We start from the raw sequence: 15365 nt of genomic DNA on the forward strand, positions 1-15365 counted from the left end.
AATCTCAATTTTTTTCACGCAATGCCTTCACTTGTTCCCGCACACTCTTCACACAGTCCGGCATCCCGATTCCGTCATAGGCGATTCCAGCCAGAATGACTCCAGGATATACCCGGCTCATCTCGGCACGGAGCGCTTTGACGCGGTCCGCATGAAAAACGGCATACGGCGGCAGTCCGTCACGAAGTCGACTGACGACTGTCTGAATCGGATTACGGTGAATTTGCATGAGACCTCGAAGATCATGCAACGCTGTCTCGATAATTTCTTCATCGGACGCTTCCACGATGTCATCTGCCCCCGGACGACCTAAAAAGACACGGAGGACGTGATACCCTTCCGGCACGGCATGTGGCCATTTCTGGTCGATGAACGTACAAGCCGTAATCGTCACATCTGCTTCCTGACTCGTCACAAATCCCGTCCCGACGAATGGGAGCTCGATATCTTCTTCTTTAAAGACAAGCGAGCAAGTCGCCGTCGCATGTGGTTTCATATCCGCCAAAAAGTCACTATCGACTTTCGGGAGGAACTGACGAATGAGGCGTGGTGGGACCGTCAATACGAGATGATCCGTGTCGATATCTCCACGATTCGTAAATAACCGATACCCGTCCTCGCGCTCGGACACTTGTTCGACGGCACAGTTCAATACAATCTCCGTCCGTTCCAATCGTTCGGCCAGACGATCCGTGAGCGATTTGAGTCCTCTTTTTAATGAGGCAAACTGCCCTACTTTTTTCGCCCCGACCTCAGCGACCCGTTGTTCGGGACGTAGATGACGCATCCCTTCATACAAGTTCCCGTATTTCTTTTCTCCCTCGATGAACTGTGGGAAAGTCGACATCGCACTCATTTGATCGATGTCCCCGGCGTAGATGCCAGAGAGCAACGGTTCGATCAAGCGGTCGACAATCGGATCCCCGACACGTTCACGAAGGTAAAGACCAAGGGAAACGTCCGAATCTGGCGCTTCTACATCAGGTGGTGTCAGTAACATCTGTTTCAAGTCTTCGTGCTCTTCTTCCGAGAGCAACGTCGTCTCACGAAACGCGTTGACGTCAAGCGGAATTCCCATCACTGTCTGCTTTGGAATTGGATGGAGTCCATCACGATGGAGAACGTAAGCCTGTCCGACGCCGTTTCGAACGAGTTCATCACCTAAACCGACGTCTTCAATCAATTCTGTCATGGCTGTCTTTCGAAAAACGTACGAATCTGGTCCGCGTTCAACCGCAAACTCGCCCGTCTCATACGTGTCAATCTTCCCACCGAGACGGTCTGTCGCCTCGAGCAATGTGATTGATACGTCTTCCGGCAAATAACGCTCCGCATAAAAAGCGGCGGTGAGACCTGTGATCCCACCACCGACAATCGTAAAATTACGCATGATGCACAATCACGCTTTCCATTCGATCCGCGATGGCTTCGATGAAGCTTCGCTCTGCATTTGGCATAGCTGGACGTGCGTAGTGGACACCAAGGCGGTCACAGACGACTTTACATTCGACATCGTTGTCGAACAATACTTCGAGATGGTCTGCGACAAAGCCAACCGGCGTGTAGACGAACGCTTCGTAGCCATGTTTTTCATAAAGTTCAGCCGTCAAATCTTGCACGTCCGGTCCAATCCATGGATCCGGTGTATTTCCTTCTGACTGCCAACCGACTTCAACGTTTGGTACACCTGTCGCCTGAGCGATTTTGTCTGCCGTCTCTTTCAATTGATCTGGATACGGGTCGCCCCCAGCCAAGATCTTTTCAGGAAGACTATGTGCTGATACGATGAGACATGCTTTTTCAGCCGGTACAGGCAAGTTCGCGAACGTCTCTTTGATCGCCTCTGCCCACCAATTGATAAACTTTGGCTCGTCATACCATGAGTCGACTGAACGGATGTCAATGCCATACTTCGCTGCTTCTTCATGGGCACGACCGTTATATGACTTGACGCTATATGACGAGTAATGAGGTGCCAAGACGACGGATACCGCTTCTTTGATGCCGTCGTTCGCCATTTGCGCGACCGCATCTTCTACGAACGGTTCGATATGCTTCAATCCGATATACAGTTTGAACTCGATTTCACCTACATGGCGCTCATTCAAGATGTCACGAAGCGTCTCCGCTTGATCGATCGTGATTTTTGCGAGCGGAGATACGCCGCCAATCGCTTCATAGCGTTCCGTCAAATCTTGGAGCGCTTCCGGCGATGGTTTACGTCCGTACCGAATGTGCGTGTAGTAGCGTTCGATATCTTCCGGCTTGTACGGTGTCCCGTACGCCATGACAAGTAGTCCGACTGTTTTCATGATTCATTGCCTCCCATTTTTTCGCGTGAGTAATCGTGAATGAATGCCGTCAATTTGACGAGTACGGCTGGATCGACTTCTGGGAAAACCCCATGTCCCAAGTTGAAGACGTATCCTGGCTGCTTCATTCCTTCATCCAAAATTTCTTTTACCTTCTCTTCGATGACCGGCCACGGTGCCAGTAAGAACGATGGGTCCAAGTTTCCTTGGACAGCCTTTGTGATCCCGCGGTCGCGCGCTTCTTGTACCGATAGACGCCAATCGAGTCCGACCACATCAAGTGGAAGGTCGTGCCATTCTTCGATTTGATGACTCGCTCCGACTCCATGCATGATGAGCGGGATGTCAAGAGAACGTAATTCTTTGAAAATACGTTCCGTCGTCGGCTTGATGTAACGCGCGTAGTCTTTACGGCTGAGCGTCCCGACCCACGAATCAAACAATTGGAACGCCTGAATGCCAGCATCCGCTTGCGCCTTCGCATACGTGATGACCATGTCACCGAGTTTTTCCATCAACGCATTCCATACATCCGGTTCTGCATACATGAGCGCTTTCGTGAGATGGTAGTTCCGTGATGGACCACCTTCGATCATGTAGCTCGCCAATGTGAACGGCGCCCCTGAAAAGCCGATGAGCGGTACTTCTAATCGTTCCCGAAGTAAACGAATCGTGTCGAAGACGTATGAGATATCATCTGGGTTTAACGGCTTTAAGCGTTCCACATCTTCCATCGTTCGATATGGGTTGTCGATGACCGGTCCGATCCCGCTCTTAATCTCGACATCCACTCCCATCGACGGAAGTGGCGTCATGATGTCTTTATATAGAATGGCCGCGTCGACTCCGAGTTGTTTCACCGGAAGTTCCGTGACATATGCACAAAGTTCAGGATCATGCGTGATCTCGAATAGTGACCTCGTCTTTTTAATCTCTCGATATTCCGGTTGATAGCGTCCGGCTTGGCGCATATACCATACAGGTACATAGTCCGTCGCCTCTCCTTTAAACGCTTTTAAAATAGTATCGTTCATACGTCGCGTCATTCCCCTCTAAATTTCTCCTACACTCTTTATTCTCGTGTTTGTGAACTCAAAAACATTATACAGAAATTAATTAGAATTATGCTAATGTGAAGCATTTTCATTGTGTTTTCTTTGTGTCATTTTTTTGTCGGAAAAGTTCGGAAAGCCGAATTCAACTGACCGCGAATCAAATCGTCACGCTGCTTCGCCGACAATCGACGCTCGCGTTCTTTAATATCTTGAATTCGCCACCCATCTTCTAGCTTGGTCGCAACTTCGACCAAACGCTCCACGTCATGGAAAGAATATTTACGCGAACCGCCTTTCGTGCGTTCAGGAAAGACGAGACCTTTTTCTTCATAATAACGGACCTGACGCTCAGAAAGTCCCGTCAACTCAGTCACGACGCCCATCCCGATTACTTTCTTCGATTTATAGTCCATTCACCCTCGCCCTCCTTAATAAAAAAACTATGTCAGATAATCTGACAAAATGCAATCCAACATCAAATTTTCGTTTTAAACTGAAGTCAACTTTTGGAAAGCACCTAAGAAAAAGGAGGGCATGAACATGGAAGACATTCTCTATTATATGGACACGCTGTATGTACTCATCGCTGCATTGCTCGTATTGACGATGCAATTAGGTTTCGGATTACTCGAGACAGGGACGCTTCGGGCGAAGAACGCCGGTCACGTCGCGGTCAAACAAATTATCAGCCTCTCTGTGGCGGCACTCGCTTTTTGGGCGGTCGGATTCGGCCTCTCATTCGGTGACGGAACGACTTGGTTTGGAACAGAAGGATTCTTCTTAAGCGGATCGTTCACAAGCCTCGATTGGGCGAACGTATCAATCGACATCAAATTCTTATTCCAGTTATCATTCGTTGCGGTATCCCTCGCTATCGCTTGGGGTGGGTTTGCGGAACGGGCTAAGCTTTCTGCCTACGTTCTCTTCGGTATCTTCTTCGTTGCCATCCTCTACCCAATCGTTGCACGCTCAGTATGGGCCGGCGGAATGCTTGGATCGATGGGGATGCAAGACTTCGCAGGTTCGGCGGTCGTTCACCTTCAAGGTGGGATGGCAGCTCTCATGGCGACCATCATCCTGAAACCACGTCGCAAGACGGAATCACTCGCTGGTCACAACCACGTCTTGACGGTCGTTGGCGGTCTCGTACTCTGGCTTTGCTGGTTCGGATTCAATGCTGGTTCGACGATGTCGGTCGCTGACGGATTCTTCGGTTACGTGGCGTTGACAACAATGCTCGCAACAGCAGCTGGTGCGCTCGGTGCCCTTGCCATCGTCATGCTCCACCGTAAAACGGCGGACATTCCAACGATCGTCAACGGTGTTCTCGGAGCACTCGTTGCCATCACAGCAGCTTGTGCGTTTGTAGAGCCTTGGGCAGCAGTCGTCATCGGTGCCCTCGCATCAATCGCAACATACGGAACGAGCATCTTGATGGCAAAATATGTGGATGACCCACTCTGCGCCTTCTCTGTACACGGGGTCGCTGGGATCATCGGGACACTCGCACTTGGCTTCTTCGCTTCTCCTCGACTCGTCGAAATTACAGGTATCGGTTCTGCCGGTCTCTTCTACGGCGGCGGATTGACACAACTCGGCGTTCAGACACTCGGTGTATTGATCGCCATGGTCATCGCCGGTGGCGGAAGCTATGCTTTCTTGAAACTCCTTGACGTCACAATCGGACTTCGTGTCACGGAAGAACAAGAAGATGTCGGTCTCGATATCGCAGAGCATGGTGTATCAGCATATGGTGAAGTCGAAGAAACAACAGAGAAACCAGGACGCCTTCCGAAGATTCTCGGTTCGAGCGTATCGGTCATGTCTCCTAAGAAATAACGTCAATCACGCGAGAAGGACATCCAGAATCGGATGTCCTTCTTTTTTCATGTCAACCGTCTTAAATAATAACGAATGACCACGATGGATAAAATCAGCCCGACTGCCGCGTCCCATGTCGCACCAAATCCAACCGAGGCGAGCACGAGCACGATGGATTGCACGATGAGTAACCGCATCGCCCACCACGAATAGCCTTCGATCCGTTCTTGACGGGTGATTGGTAACCAAGACACGATGGAAATCGCCTCTAACCGTTTAAACAATGGAACGAGCTGTAACGCCGTCAACCCTACGAATAGTGGTGTGACGAATCCGACATACCAACCGCCTGACATCCACATGACGATGAGCGCCACCGCCGTCAATCGAAGAATCAGGTCGAGGGAGTCGTTCGAACGAATAATCCGAAGACCGTACACGTAACGGGACGCATCGACGCGTTGGAGCACTCGTTTTTCGAGCAGCTTCGTCAGAAGTCGTCGTTCCCGCACTTCTTCTTTCAAGGTCGGCAAGTCGACGAACCAGCTGATGACTCGTTCAAACTGAGCCCGACTCTTCTCCTCAAGCGCCAACCAGTGTAAGAGTGGGATTCGTTCGTTTCGTTTTACATGTAAGAAAATGAACGGCATGAACGCGGGCACCCACGCCCACTCTGTCCAATCCATTAGAAGACATGCGCCGCTCACGAGCGCGAACGGGATGATGAGCCATTCGCGTACCCCTTCCACTTTTGCCAATCGACCTGCAGCCGAAAGTAACATCATCGTGACAACGAACGATAATACCTCAATTCCCGTATAGCTCTCCGTCCGCACGAGAAGCGGCAATAAAATGAGTAAGACGAGAAGTGCACGGATTGTCGCAAATCCGATATTGAACAAGCGCACACCTATCATATAGGAACGAATCGTCCCTAGTTCCGGGAGGAGGAACACTTGATCCGCCTCTTGGATAAACGTTCTCGGACGATGACCGAGCGGGATGAGAATGAGAACCGCTGCGGCAATCCACACCCCCGGAAACGTCCCATCAATACGTTCTAAAAAGTTGTTGTAGACGAATGCCCCGTAAATCAAAGTGAAGTAGAGTGTGAACAAGAGTCCGCCGTTTGCGACGTAGCGACTATATTTGACGACCTCTTCCATCCAATTGCCGAGTCTTGAAGTAAATCGATTCATGACGACCGTTCCTCCGACGCAATCGCCTCTACATAAATGTCATCGAGTGTCGCATCAGGTGACAATTGATACTTGTCTCGCAACTGTGCGGCCGTTCCGTTCGCAATGACGACACCTTGATGAAGGAAGACGAAACGGTCGCAATGCCGCTCCGCAGTCTCAAGAATATGGGTCGACATCAAAATCGCACAGTCTTGTTTGTACTCATCAAAGAGTTGCAGCAACTGACGAATCGCTAATGGATCGAGACCAACGAACGGCTCATCGACGATGAGGAGCGGTGTCTTCGTCACGAGCGCACATAAGATCATCGCCTTTTGACGCATCCCTTTCGAAAAGACGGACGGGAACCATGTGAGCTGTTTTTCCATTCGCATTTCTTTCGCTAAGCGATTTGTCCGTTCGGTCAATTCTTCAGGACTTACGTCATATGCTTTCCCCATCAACTCAATGTGTTCTTGTAAGGTTAACGTCTCGTATAAAATCGGTGTCTCCGGTATGTAACTTACTTTCTTACGATACCTTTTTTCTGAAGATTCTAATGTTTCTCCATCAATTTCGATTTTTCCGGATAGTGGTGACAACAGACCCAAAATGTGTTTGATCGTCGTCGATTTACCAGCTCCATTTAGCCCTATTAACCCAACGAGTTCTCCTTTGTTCACTTCAAACGAAACGTCATGCAAAACTTGTTTACCGATATATCCGCCGTTCAATCGATCGACGTGCAGCATGAAAACCACACCTTTCATTTTCAACTTTTTTTCGTGGTATATGTTTTAAATGTTGTCACATGGGAATAATCTGAACTGTAAGGCATTTTAAAATAAAACATCAATACTCCCATTGTTCCACAAAATCGTTGAAAAGAACAATGGGCAAACAGAGGAAGGAGAAATGAATGATGGGGTTTATTCTTTATTTGATTATCGGGGGTATCATCGGTTGGTTAGCAGGATTAATTCTAGGTAAAGACGTACCAGGTGGAATCATCGGTAACATCATCGCGGGGATCATCGGTGCTTGGTTGGGTGGACTCATCTTCGGTGATTTCGGACCAATCGTAGCGGATATCGCGATTATCCCAGCTCTTATCGGTGCGATTATCCTTATCTTGATCGTATCGTTCGTCATGAAATCAATGCGTAAAAAGTAATCATTTATGTACAGGAGGGGCTTCCAAAATGGAATGTCCCTCTTTTTTCATTGAATCAATAAATACATCGCGTCATTTTTTTCAATAAACTGCTTCTCCGTTTCAAGACCAAAGAACGTGAAGAACGATTCGAAGAAGGATTGACCGTAATCCCACTCTGTTCCGAGTTTGTGTTCTGTCTTTTCTTTTGGTTCGCCGAGTAATGCAACCAAGTCGTCTGGTCGTTTATCAAGATCGATTAAAACTGACTGCACGTCTCCCTTTTCAAACACGACAGTCAAACGTTCATAATCCCATTTCCCATCACGTTTCCCATCTGGTTCGCCTAACGTTTCCTGAACCTTTCCTTCCGATTGTCCAATCAACGAATCAATCGTTTCTAACGGATGACCGGTTTGCGCTTCTACTTCGATCTCAATCAACTCTGCCCGCTTCAAATCGAACTGTCCCGCAATCGCTTCACTCGATTCCGGCATCAATGCATACTCGATCGATTCAGGAGATGTTAATTGAATCGTCTCTGTTTCGGACACCGTCTCACCATTCGCGACGGCGACCGCCTTCACATCATAACTTCCTGGCATCTTCTCGAACGTGAATCGTCCGTTCGCTTCATCAATCCGACCGACGCGCTGCCCATCGACCCAAATATTCGTCAACGGTACGTCTGAAGTGACATCGATTCGTTGTGGCAATAACTCAATCCGATAATCTGAAAAGCCAAAGCGCCCTTCACCTGTATCAATCAATCGAAACAGCCCTTCCGCTTCCATGCCTTTCGTCCGATTCGCACGATCTTGTGCGACTTCGGCGATGGCATCGCCACGAATGGATTTTTCAACGTTCAGCCAGCCCATAAACCGCAGCGCCTCGGCACGTGTTAACGTTTCGCCTTGATATTCTACTTTTTCCTCAAAGAAAGCACGGTCTTCCTCTAATAAAGCCTCTTTAAATGCGACGTGAATCTTATCTTGCTCCGCCGCCGGTTTGTATCCATATATATAGAAGACAATGGCTCCGACTAAAATGGTGAAAATAGATAATAGAAGAATCATTTTGGAATGACGTTCTTTCTTTCGACTTCTTGTATACGACATCTTTTCGCCTCCTTTCTTCAGTGCTTACTTCAAGTATAAAAGGAATCAATCTCTCTTCCAATCGTTCTTGCGCCTGAATTTCCGTGGTATGATGAAACAGAAATGACTTTTAGAATGGAGGAATGAAGATGCATACCGATCCAACCTGTATCTTTTGCAAAATCGCTCAACAAGAAATCCCGTCGTATCGGGTATATGAAGATGAGGCGGTCGTCGCTTTCCTCGACCTCTCGCAAGTGACAAAAGGTCACACGCTCGTCATTCCGAAACATCATGCGAAAAACGTTTACGAGCTACCTGAAGAGGTCGCAGCGGACGTCTTCAAACGCGTCCCGACCATCGCAAAGGCCATTCAACGCGAAACAGGGGCAATCGGCATGAACGTCTTGTCGAATGCTGAGGAAGTTGCCGGACAAACGGTCTATCACTTCCACATTCATTTAATTCCACGTTTCGGACACGAAGATGGATTCGGAGCAAAATGGATTACACAAAATGATGCGTTCACATCTGAAGAACTCACAACCATCGCATCGAATATTCAATCACACGTTTAAGACAGACCGAGACCCGTCAATCGATGACGGGTCTCGTTTTTTATGATTGATTGATTGAATCAAGGTGACGTTTCCGTTCTTCTTCTAATTGCGCTCGCTCGACCTGAAGTTTGATTGCCACTTCGTATAACTGTTGACGTGTCTTAACAGATGTCGCTTGTTCAAATTCTTTTCGTAATTCGGTTAGACGGGTATCTATTTCAAGCATACGTTTTTCTCGTATCGATTCTTCGCGTGCCTGCTCTGTTTGTTTCGACGCTTCATACCCCGCCTCTAGTGTGTTCATAATGGAGTCGGCCCAAGTGTCATCTCCCAGTCGTTTCGCAGCGAGATACAGGTCAAGCATGTCATCTACCCAACGCTTCGCTTTCTCCACTGAGGATCACCTTCCTTTACCTGTATTTTAAAATAAAATGATTTTTCGGTCAAAATTGAATGTTCTGAAAAATTTTATTTGCGATATAGGTTTTTAATCACTCTTTTTTGGTAAAATAATATGAAAAGAATGTAATTCGGATTATCCGAGCTTGAGGAGGGGAATGTTTTGTCGAGTCGCCAACGTCGAGATTGGATTGCTTTCGGCTTTGTTTTAGCATTTTTAGGAGTTGCCACGTTTAAAAAACTGGCGAGAGGTACCGCAAACGATGCTGCTGCTCAACAACATCGAGCATCCACAATCACTACGCTAAAAGAACAATTTGGGAATGTGGCGAAACATGCATCGCAAGTTGCCGCCGCAGGGAAACTGCAAGGAAAAGAATTGACTGATCAAGTGAAAGCCGAAGTCGAACGCTATCAACAAGACATTCAGCCTTCAGTCGAGCGAATTCAAGGGAACCTTCAGGAACTCTCGAACGTACAGTCTGCTATGACTGACAACACTGCCAATCAAACACAATGAGTGTTTGAGGTCATCGTCCGTCGATTACTTTTGATTTTTTATCCGGAAAGGATGGATCGAAATGGAACACGAAAAAGAATTCACTGGCCCTGAGGCCATGCTCTATAGCCACAAAATCATTCAATTGAGTAAGGCTTTGTGGAAAACCGTCGAAAAAGATTGGCAAAACTGGATTAAACCATTTGATTTAAACATCAATGAGCACCACATCTTATGGATTGCCCACGCGTTAGGCGGCGCATCGATCTCTGAAATTGCAAAATATGGCGTCATGCACGTCTCGACCGCTTTCAACTTCTCGAAGAAGTTAGAAGATCGTGGATTACTTACGTTTTCGAAAAAAGAGACGGACAAGCGAAACACGTATGTCCAATTGACACCTGAAGGAGAATCGTTGTTGCTTGAAACGATTCACGCGTTTGATCCAGAAGGAAACGGCGTATTCCGCGCTTCACTTCCGCTCCAAGAACTCTATGGCAAGTTCCCTGACTTAACAGACATGACGGCCATCGTGCGTCGTTTATATGGGGACAACTTCATGGATATCTTTGCTGAAACATCAAAAATGATCACAGAAGAGGCAGGCAGACGTCCTGATGAGGATGAACTCAGTCAAGAAGCCTAACCTGCCGATAGAGTGGCTCTGTGACGTCTAACTCGATTCCTTGACGGACGCATGCCCCAAGAATCGTTTTAACGTCGAGCCTTGAATCTAACATACCCACAAAATGGACGAGCAACGGTTCTATGGACGTAAACCCATAGCGCATTTGCTCGTTTTGTCGTGCCCGAATATCATCAAGCAACTGATAAAACGCCTCTACGTCCTGCTTTGTCAAGTTCGCTCGAATCACTTCATATTCAAACGGACGGTCCGTCCAATCGACAATCTCGAGTAAGATCTTCATCTGATATGATAAATGCTCGACCTTCTCTTCTAGTGACACTACCCTCACCCCATCATTTCACATTCTATTACATCATTATACGACAGGATTGTGTGCTATGATACTGTACAGACAAGAGAACAGCTGTCATGATTAGGAAAATGTGATATAGTCGGACTTAGAAACTTTAAAGAATTATTAGGGGTGGAATACATGTCAAACGGAATGACAAACGAACCAAAAAAGCAAGATAAAAAATTCTCAACCGGCGCTCTCGTCGGTGCATCTGCACTTGCACTGATCATCGGTGCTGGCGGCACATACGCAGCAACAAGCGCAGGCGGCGGAGAATCAGATAATTCAGCAGTCGTCACATATAAAGGCGGCGAAATCACACGCGGTGAAATCGCGGACATGAGTTACGACCGCATGGTGCCACAACTCGCATTCCAAGAGACGATGAATGCACTTCTTGAAAAAGAGTATGGTGACCAAGTCGAGCAAGAAAAAGTAGATGAAGAGTTCAGCAAGACAGAAGAACAATTCAACTCAAAAGAAGAATTCGAACAAGCGATTCAACAAGCCGGCATGAGCGGCACAGAAGAATTCAAAGAAGCGCTTCGCGGACAAATGCTTGTCGACGCAGCTAAATCTGAACTTGTCGACGTGACGGATGAAGAAGTCGAAGCACAGTTCGCTAAAGAAAACGTGGAAGTGGAAGCTAGCCACATCCTCGTCGAATCAGAAGAAGAAGCACAGGACATCATCAAACAGTTGAATGACGGTGCAGACTTCGCTGAACTCGCGAAAGAAAAATCAACAGACACAGGTTCTGGTGAGCAAGGTGGGGAACTCGGTTACTTCTCTACAGGCACGATGGTACCTGAATTCGAAGAATATGCATTCAAAGAGGACGTCGTCGGAAAAGTCTCTGAGCCAATCCAATCGCAATTCGGTTTCCACGTCATTAAAGTAACAGACCGTAAAGAGAAAGACTTGAAACTCGAAGACGAGAAAGACCGTATTCGTGAAGAGTTGGCAACAGAAAAATCAGCTTCTGTCGATGCAAACAAAATTTACGCGGAGTTGATTGAAAAATACAACGTTGACGTAAAAGATGCAAAAGCAGAGCAACAATTTGACGCTGTCAAAGAAGCAATCAAAAACGCAGACGAGTCTTCTGAAGAGTCGACTGAACAATAAGACAAAAATGGCACTCCGTAATGGAGCGCCATTTTTTTATGGACATATTATAACTTTGGACGATAGAAAGCACGGTTATCGAGTGCCATGACACGCTCCGTGAACGTACCCGGCTCGACGCCTTCATACGCTTTCTCGAACATGTTCATCCGCGCATCGATGTTGTCGATGAAAAACAGCATCTCCGCTTCAGGGAGTTGTGGCGTATTCGCCGACCCCCATTCCGGTTTCCCATGATGGCTTAAGACGAGATGTTGCAACAACGTCGTCACTTCTCGGTCCGTCCCGAGCTCACGTGACACGACTTCTACTTCAGATGCCATGAGTGAGAGATGGCCGAGCAACTTGCCTTCAAGCGTGTATTCTGGTGTGATTGCATCCGACAACTCGATGACTTTCGCCAAGTCGTGTAAGATCACACCGGCAATCAACAGGTCTCGGTTCAACGATGGATACAGGTCACACATCGTGTCCGCAAGCTTCAGCATCGACATGACGTGGAATGCGAGTCCGGAATAGACCGCGTGATGATGTCGCACAGCAGCCGGATACGTGAAGTATGCCTCTTCATGACGATTGACGATTTCTTCAACGAGACGACGAATGTCATCGTGTTTCAGGGACGCGATGAACTCACGGATGGTCGTTTCAAGTTCCGACTTCGGAATCGGCGCCGAGCGAACGTACGGGGCAATATCGACTTCTTGCTCGATGATTGAAATTTGCTTCAACTTCAATTGCGTCCGTCCACGATAGTCCATCACTTCACCCGCCGCATGGACGATTTTTTTCGTCGCATACTTTTCGGTATCCGAACTATCCCATAACTTCGTTTCAATTTCTCCACTCTCGTCGCAAAGGATTAATGTTAAATAAGGCTTTCCGTTCCCGGCAAGTCCCTTATACGATTGTTTGATCATGACATATTGGTCTAGCGTGTCGCCCACTTTGAGCTGACCGATTTTTGTCGTCAATGAAAGCACCTCTCTCTTATTCAGTACCTTCATCTTATCGAAACTTTGCGACAGATGCCAACATTCCTGACAATTTGGGAATACTACTACTATAGCGAATTGGAGGAATAGACGATGGAATGGGATTGGTACACGCGCCCCGAGGATTATGTGGAAGTAGATTCTAAATATGCACCGGCCTATACGTATTGGCTCGAGCAGTTGACGACCGCAAGCGTCACAAAAATTGTGGTCGAGGATGGTTATATGTACGGGTCACTCACACTCGACTACGAGCAGTTAGAACGTGAGCCTCAGAAAATCGGGCACTATTTTATCGGTCCTGATTTTTTATGGACGATCGGATTTGACGATTTGCATCATGAATCGGTCCTTGCGAAAGACTGCAACTCACCGATTGAAGCGTTCTATGAGTTGCTTGCCGAACGGATGAACAATTACTTTCACGGAATCGATGAATTCGAAGAACGACTTCTCGTGGCACAGCGAGAAATGGCAGGACAAGTCCCTGCCACGTTCATGAATGAAATCTTTGGTCTTCGGAGTGAAATCGAACGGTGGTCCGATACGGTCACCCCTTATAAAGAACTCGTCATGGCAGGACGTGAGGCCTTTCTCGATATCGACCTACAAACGTTGAGACCTTATCAACTCGCGGATTATCGAGTCAGTCGACTATTGACGCTCATCAATCACTATCAAGGTGACGTCATCGCGATGACAGACCTCGCCTCGACACTTTCTAACTTTCGGGGAAATGAAATCATGAAGGCACTCACCGTCTTCACGGCACTCACGACCCCTGTCGTCGCGTTCGGTGCCGTATGGGGAATGAACTTTAAAGAGATGCCTGAACTGGATTGGCCGTTCGGTTACGCGTTCGCCTGGTTGATGATTCTATTCTTCACTCTTATCATTCAAGTATGGTTGAAACGGAAGAATTGGATTGGGTCATTGTTACAATTCCCGAATCAAACTACTTCATCGAAGAATAAAGCGAAACAAAATTCTAAAAAAACGAACAAAAGTTCGTTATAATAAAGAAAAGAGATTTGCACAGGAAAGGTGATGTTATGGAACGACTCATCATTCATGTGGACATGGATGCCTTTTATGCCTCCGTCGAACAACGGGATCGTCCAAATTTACGTGGGAAACCTGTCATCGTCGGTGGACCACCTCACAGTCGTGGAGTCGTTGCCACTTGTTCATATGAAGCGAGGAAGTACGGCGTACACAGCGCGATGTCATCACGTCGCGCTTTTACCTTGTGTCCGCACGCCACGTTTGTCAAACCACGATTTCAAGCCTATCGACAAGTCAGCGCGCAGGTCATGGACATCTTTAAGTCGGTTACTCCTCTCGTCGAACCGTTATCCCTTGACGAAGCCTATTTAGACGTGACCGAAAATACGCTGTTGAGCACATCGGGTCCGTATATTGCCCGTTATATTCTAGGAGAGATTAAACGCCGTACCGGTCTCACAGCATCCGCTGGCGTCGCGCCTTCAAAGTTTGTCGCAAAAATCGCGTCCGGTTTTGAGAAGCCGAACGGCCTTACCGTCGTCTCACCTGAGAAAGTCGCTGATTTTCTCTCTCCCCTCTCTATCGAAGCAATGCACGGTGTCGGGAAAGTGACCGCCCAAACGCTTAATAAAAGTGGCTATCATACAATCGGTGACCTTCAACAAGCTCGTCCCGAACAACTGAAGGCCATCTTTGGACATGATCGCGGGCAACAACTGTATGAACTAGCACATGGACGAGACACTCGTCCTGTCGTCGCCACGCGCGAGCGTAAGTCAATCGGGTCTGAAACGACGTTTGCGTTTGATATCGACGACCCCGAAGAAGTATTTGAACGAGTCATTCCCGAAATGGAGGACGTGTTGCGTCAGCTCGATCGCCGCGAATTAAGTTGCCAAACCGTCACGATCAAATTAAAGACGAGCGAGTTTCAAGCCAGAAGTCATCAAATCAAATTGAATCATCCGACGCATGACCATGATGAGATTCGACGACTGGCAAGACGCCTCTTCGATGAGATGAATGTCACCGAGCCCGTCCGCTTGATTGGACTGACCGTATCGGACTTGATTCCTCGAACTGAATCCACACGGCAACTGACATTTGACGAACTGACGAAACCTTCTCTTGAAGAATGAATGACCATTCATTAAAATAGAGAAAAAGGGGGTCGTGT

At 47.6% G+C, this 15365-nt stretch carries 18 protein-coding genes; 8 read left to right on the forward strand and 10 right to left on the reverse strand.

Annotation, left to right across the window (positions count from 1 at the left end; all coding sequences use genetic code 11):
* Window positions 1–4 precede the first annotated feature (4 nt).
* From hemG to ACQKD4_RS10230, 4 genes are all read right to left on the reverse strand, one after another.
* A complete protein-coding gene (gene hemG, locus ACQKD4_RS10215; protein ID WP_427373230.1) occupies window positions 5–1390 on the reverse strand; it encodes a protoporphyrinogen oxidase in 1386 nt (461 codons plus the stop codon).
* Window positions 1383–2312, reverse strand: a complete 930-nt coding sequence (gene hemH, locus ACQKD4_RS10220) for a ferrochelatase (protein WP_214696193.1) — start codon at window positions 2310–2312, stop codon at window positions 1383–1385. The genes hemG and hemH overlap by 8 nt, the downstream gene beginning before the upstream one ends.
* Window positions 2309–3358 (reverse strand): uroporphyrinogen decarboxylase, encoded by a 1050-nt coding sequence (hemE, locus tag ACQKD4_RS10225; RefSeq protein ID WP_427373231.1) that lies wholly within the window; start codon window positions 3356–3358, stop codon window positions 2309–2311. Before hemE ends, hemH begins: the two co-directional genes overlap by 4 nt.
* 116 nt (window positions 3359–3474) lie before the next feature.
* Entirely contained in the window at window positions 3475–3780 is a 306-nt protein-coding gene (locus ACQKD4_RS10230) for a MerR family transcriptional regulator (protein ID WP_074032630.1), read from the reverse strand.
* Between the two features lie 121 nt (window positions 3781–3901).
* Between ACQKD4_RS10230 and ACQKD4_RS10235 the strand changes: the two genes are divergently transcribed.
* Entirely contained in the window at window positions 3902–5206 is a 1305-nt protein-coding gene (locus tag ACQKD4_RS10235; RefSeq protein WP_224860203.1) for an ammonium transporter, read from the forward strand.
* 47 nt (window positions 5207–5253) lie between these two features.
* Here the strand turns inward: ACQKD4_RS10235 and ACQKD4_RS10240 are convergent, their stop codons facing one another.
* Complete coding sequence (locus ACQKD4_RS10240; protein WP_427373232.1) at window positions 5254–6387, reverse strand: ABC transporter permease; 1134 nt, start codon at window positions 6385–6387, stop codon at window positions 5254–5256.
* Window positions 6384–7121 (reverse strand): ABC transporter ATP-binding protein, encoded by a 738-nt coding sequence (locus tag ACQKD4_RS10245; protein WP_251126992.1) that lies wholly within the window; start codon window positions 7119–7121, stop codon window positions 6384–6386. The genes ACQKD4_RS10240 and ACQKD4_RS10245 overlap by 4 nt, the downstream gene beginning before the upstream one ends.
* Window positions 7122–7291: 170 nt before the next feature.
* Between ACQKD4_RS10245 and ACQKD4_RS10250 the strand changes: the two genes are divergently transcribed.
* Window positions 7292–7543 (forward strand): GlsB/YeaQ/YmgE family stress response membrane protein, encoded by a 252-nt coding sequence (locus ACQKD4_RS10250; protein ID WP_031421191.1) that lies wholly within the window; start codon window positions 7292–7294, stop codon window positions 7541–7543.
* 47 nt (window positions 7544–7590) lie between these two features.
* On the opposite strand, the gene ACQKD4_RS10255 is transcribed toward ACQKD4_RS10250, so the two are convergent.
* On the reverse strand, window positions 7591–8640 hold the full coding sequence (locus ACQKD4_RS10255) for a hypothetical protein (RefSeq protein WP_427373233.1): 1050 nt from the start codon (window positions 8638–8640) through the stop codon (window positions 7591–7593).
* Window positions 8641–8768: 128 nt separating this feature from the next.
* Between ACQKD4_RS10255 and ACQKD4_RS10260 the strand changes: the two genes are divergently transcribed.
* Entirely contained in the window at window positions 8769–9197 is a 429-nt protein-coding gene (locus ACQKD4_RS10260; protein WP_427373234.1) for an HIT family protein, read from the forward strand.
* Window positions 9198–9237: 40 nt separating this feature from the next.
* Here the strand turns inward: ACQKD4_RS10260 and ACQKD4_RS10265 are convergent, their stop codons facing one another.
* Window positions 9238–9573: a hypothetical protein gene (locus ACQKD4_RS10265; protein WP_214696207.1), complete on the reverse strand. Its 336-nt coding sequence runs from the start codon at window positions 9571–9573 to the stop codon at window positions 9238–9240.
* A gap of 168 nt (window positions 9574–9741) precedes the next feature.
* Between ACQKD4_RS10265 and ACQKD4_RS10270 the strand changes: the two genes are divergently transcribed.
* Together ACQKD4_RS10270 and ACQKD4_RS10275 are read left to right on the forward strand one after the other, a co-directional pair.
* The gene (locus ACQKD4_RS10270) at window positions 9742–10098 is read left to right on the forward strand and encodes a hypothetical protein (protein WP_214696209.1); all 357 of its coding nucleotides are present in this window, start codon (window positions 9742–9744) and stop codon (window positions 10096–10098) included.
* A gap of 61 nt (window positions 10099–10159) precedes the next feature.
* Window positions 10160–10723, forward strand: coding sequence for an HTH-type transcriptional regulator Hpr (locus ACQKD4_RS10275; protein WP_015880933.1), 564 nt, complete (start codon window positions 10160–10162; stop codon window positions 10721–10723).
* Here the strand turns inward: ACQKD4_RS10275 and ACQKD4_RS10280 are convergent.
* Window positions 10707–11045, reverse strand: coding sequence for a DUF1878 family protein (locus ACQKD4_RS10280; protein ID WP_274664144.1), 339 nt, complete (start codon window positions 11043–11045; stop codon window positions 10707–10709). The genes ACQKD4_RS10275 and ACQKD4_RS10280 overlap by 17 nt on opposite strands.
* Window positions 11046–11198: 153 nt before the next feature.
* On the opposite strand from ACQKD4_RS10280, the gene ACQKD4_RS10285 reads away from it, so the two are divergent.
* Window positions 11199–12188 (forward strand): peptidylprolyl isomerase, encoded by a 990-nt coding sequence (locus ACQKD4_RS10285; RefSeq protein WP_427373235.1) that lies wholly within the window; start codon window positions 11199–11201, stop codon window positions 12186–12188.
* 47 nt (window positions 12189–12235) lie between these two features.
* Here ACQKD4_RS10285 and ACQKD4_RS10290 read toward each other — a convergent pair whose 3' ends face one another.
* A complete protein-coding gene (locus ACQKD4_RS10290; protein ID WP_427373236.1) occupies window positions 12236–13195 on the reverse strand; it encodes an HD domain-containing protein in 960 nt (319 codons plus the stop codon).
* Between the two features lie 81 nt (window positions 13196–13276).
* Between ACQKD4_RS10290 and ACQKD4_RS10295 the strand changes: the two genes are divergently transcribed.
* A complete protein-coding gene (locus tag ACQKD4_RS10295) occupies window positions 13277–14200 on the forward strand; it encodes a magnesium transporter CorA family protein (protein WP_427373237.1) in 924 nt (307 codons plus the stop codon).
* Between the two features lie 35 nt (window positions 14201–14235).
* Window positions 14236–15327 carry a DNA polymerase IV gene (gene dinB, locus ACQKD4_RS10300; RefSeq protein WP_427373238.1) on the forward strand — a complete coding sequence of 364 codons (1092 nt, stop codon included), beginning with the start codon at window positions 14236–14238 and terminating at the stop codon, window positions 15325–15327.
* The last annotated feature ends 38 nt before the right edge of the window (window positions 15328–15365 follow it).

The organism is Exiguobacterium sp. NPDC077395 (genome assembly GCF_050269125.1).
GTDB classification, from domain to species: domain Bacteria; phylum Bacillota; class Bacilli; order Exiguobacteriales; family Exiguobacteriaceae; genus Exiguobacterium; species Exiguobacterium aestuarii_A.

Bases quoted from the DNA above. Each gene is read 5' to 3' on its own strand.
- hemG (WP_427373230.1), bottom strand. From the start codon at position 1,390: ATGCGTAATTTTACGATTGTCGGTGGTGGGATCACAGGTCTCACCGCC.
- hemH (WP_214696193.1), bottom strand. From the start codon at position 2,312: ATGAAAACAGTCGGACTACTTGTCATGGCGTACGGGACACCGTACAAG.
- hemE (WP_427373231.1), bottom strand. From the start codon at position 3,358: ATGACGCGACGTATGAACGATACTATTTTAAAAGCGTTTAAAGGAGAG.
- ACQKD4_RS10230 (WP_074032630.1), bottom strand. From the start codon at position 3,780: ATGGACTATAAATCGAAGAAAGTAATCGGGATGGGCGTCGTGACTGAG.
- ACQKD4_RS10235 (WP_224860203.1), top strand. From the start codon at position 3,902: ATGAACATGGAAGACATTCTCTATTATATGGACACGCTGTATGTACTC.
- ACQKD4_RS10240 (WP_427373232.1), bottom strand. From the start codon at position 6,387: ATGAATCGATTTACTTCAAGACTCGGCAATTGGATGGAAGAGGTCGTC.
- ACQKD4_RS10245 (WP_251126992.1), bottom strand. From the start codon at position 7,121: ATGCTGCACGTCGATCGATTGAACGGCGGATATATCGGTAAACAAGTT.
- ACQKD4_RS10250 (WP_031421191.1), top strand. From the start codon at position 7,292: ATGGGGTTTATTCTTTATTTGATTATCGGGGGTATCATCGGTTGGTTA.
- ACQKD4_RS10255 (WP_427373233.1), bottom strand. From the start codon at position 8,640: ATGTCGTATACAAGAAGTCGAAAGAAAGAACGTCATTCCAAAATGATT.
- ACQKD4_RS10260 (WP_427373234.1), top strand. From the start codon at position 8,769: ATGCATACCGATCCAACCTGTATCTTTTGCAAAATCGCTCAACAAGAA.
- ACQKD4_RS10275 (WP_015880933.1), top strand. From the start codon at position 10,160: ATGGAACACGAAAAAGAATTCACTGGCCCTGAGGCCATGCTCTATAGC.
- ACQKD4_RS10285 (WP_427373235.1), top strand. From the start codon at position 11,199: ATGTCAAACGGAATGACAAACGAACCAAAAAAGCAAGATAAAAAATTC.
- ACQKD4_RS10290 (WP_427373236.1), bottom strand. From the start codon at position 13,195: ATGAAGGTACTGAATAAGAGAGAGGTGCTTTCATTGACGACAAAAATC.
- ACQKD4_RS10295 (WP_427373237.1), top strand. From the start codon at position 13,277: ATGGAATGGGATTGGTACACGCGCCCCGAGGATTATGTGGAAGTAGAT.
- dinB (WP_427373238.1), top strand. From the start codon at position 14,236: ATGGAACGACTCATCATTCATGTGGACATGGATGCCTTTTATGCCTCC.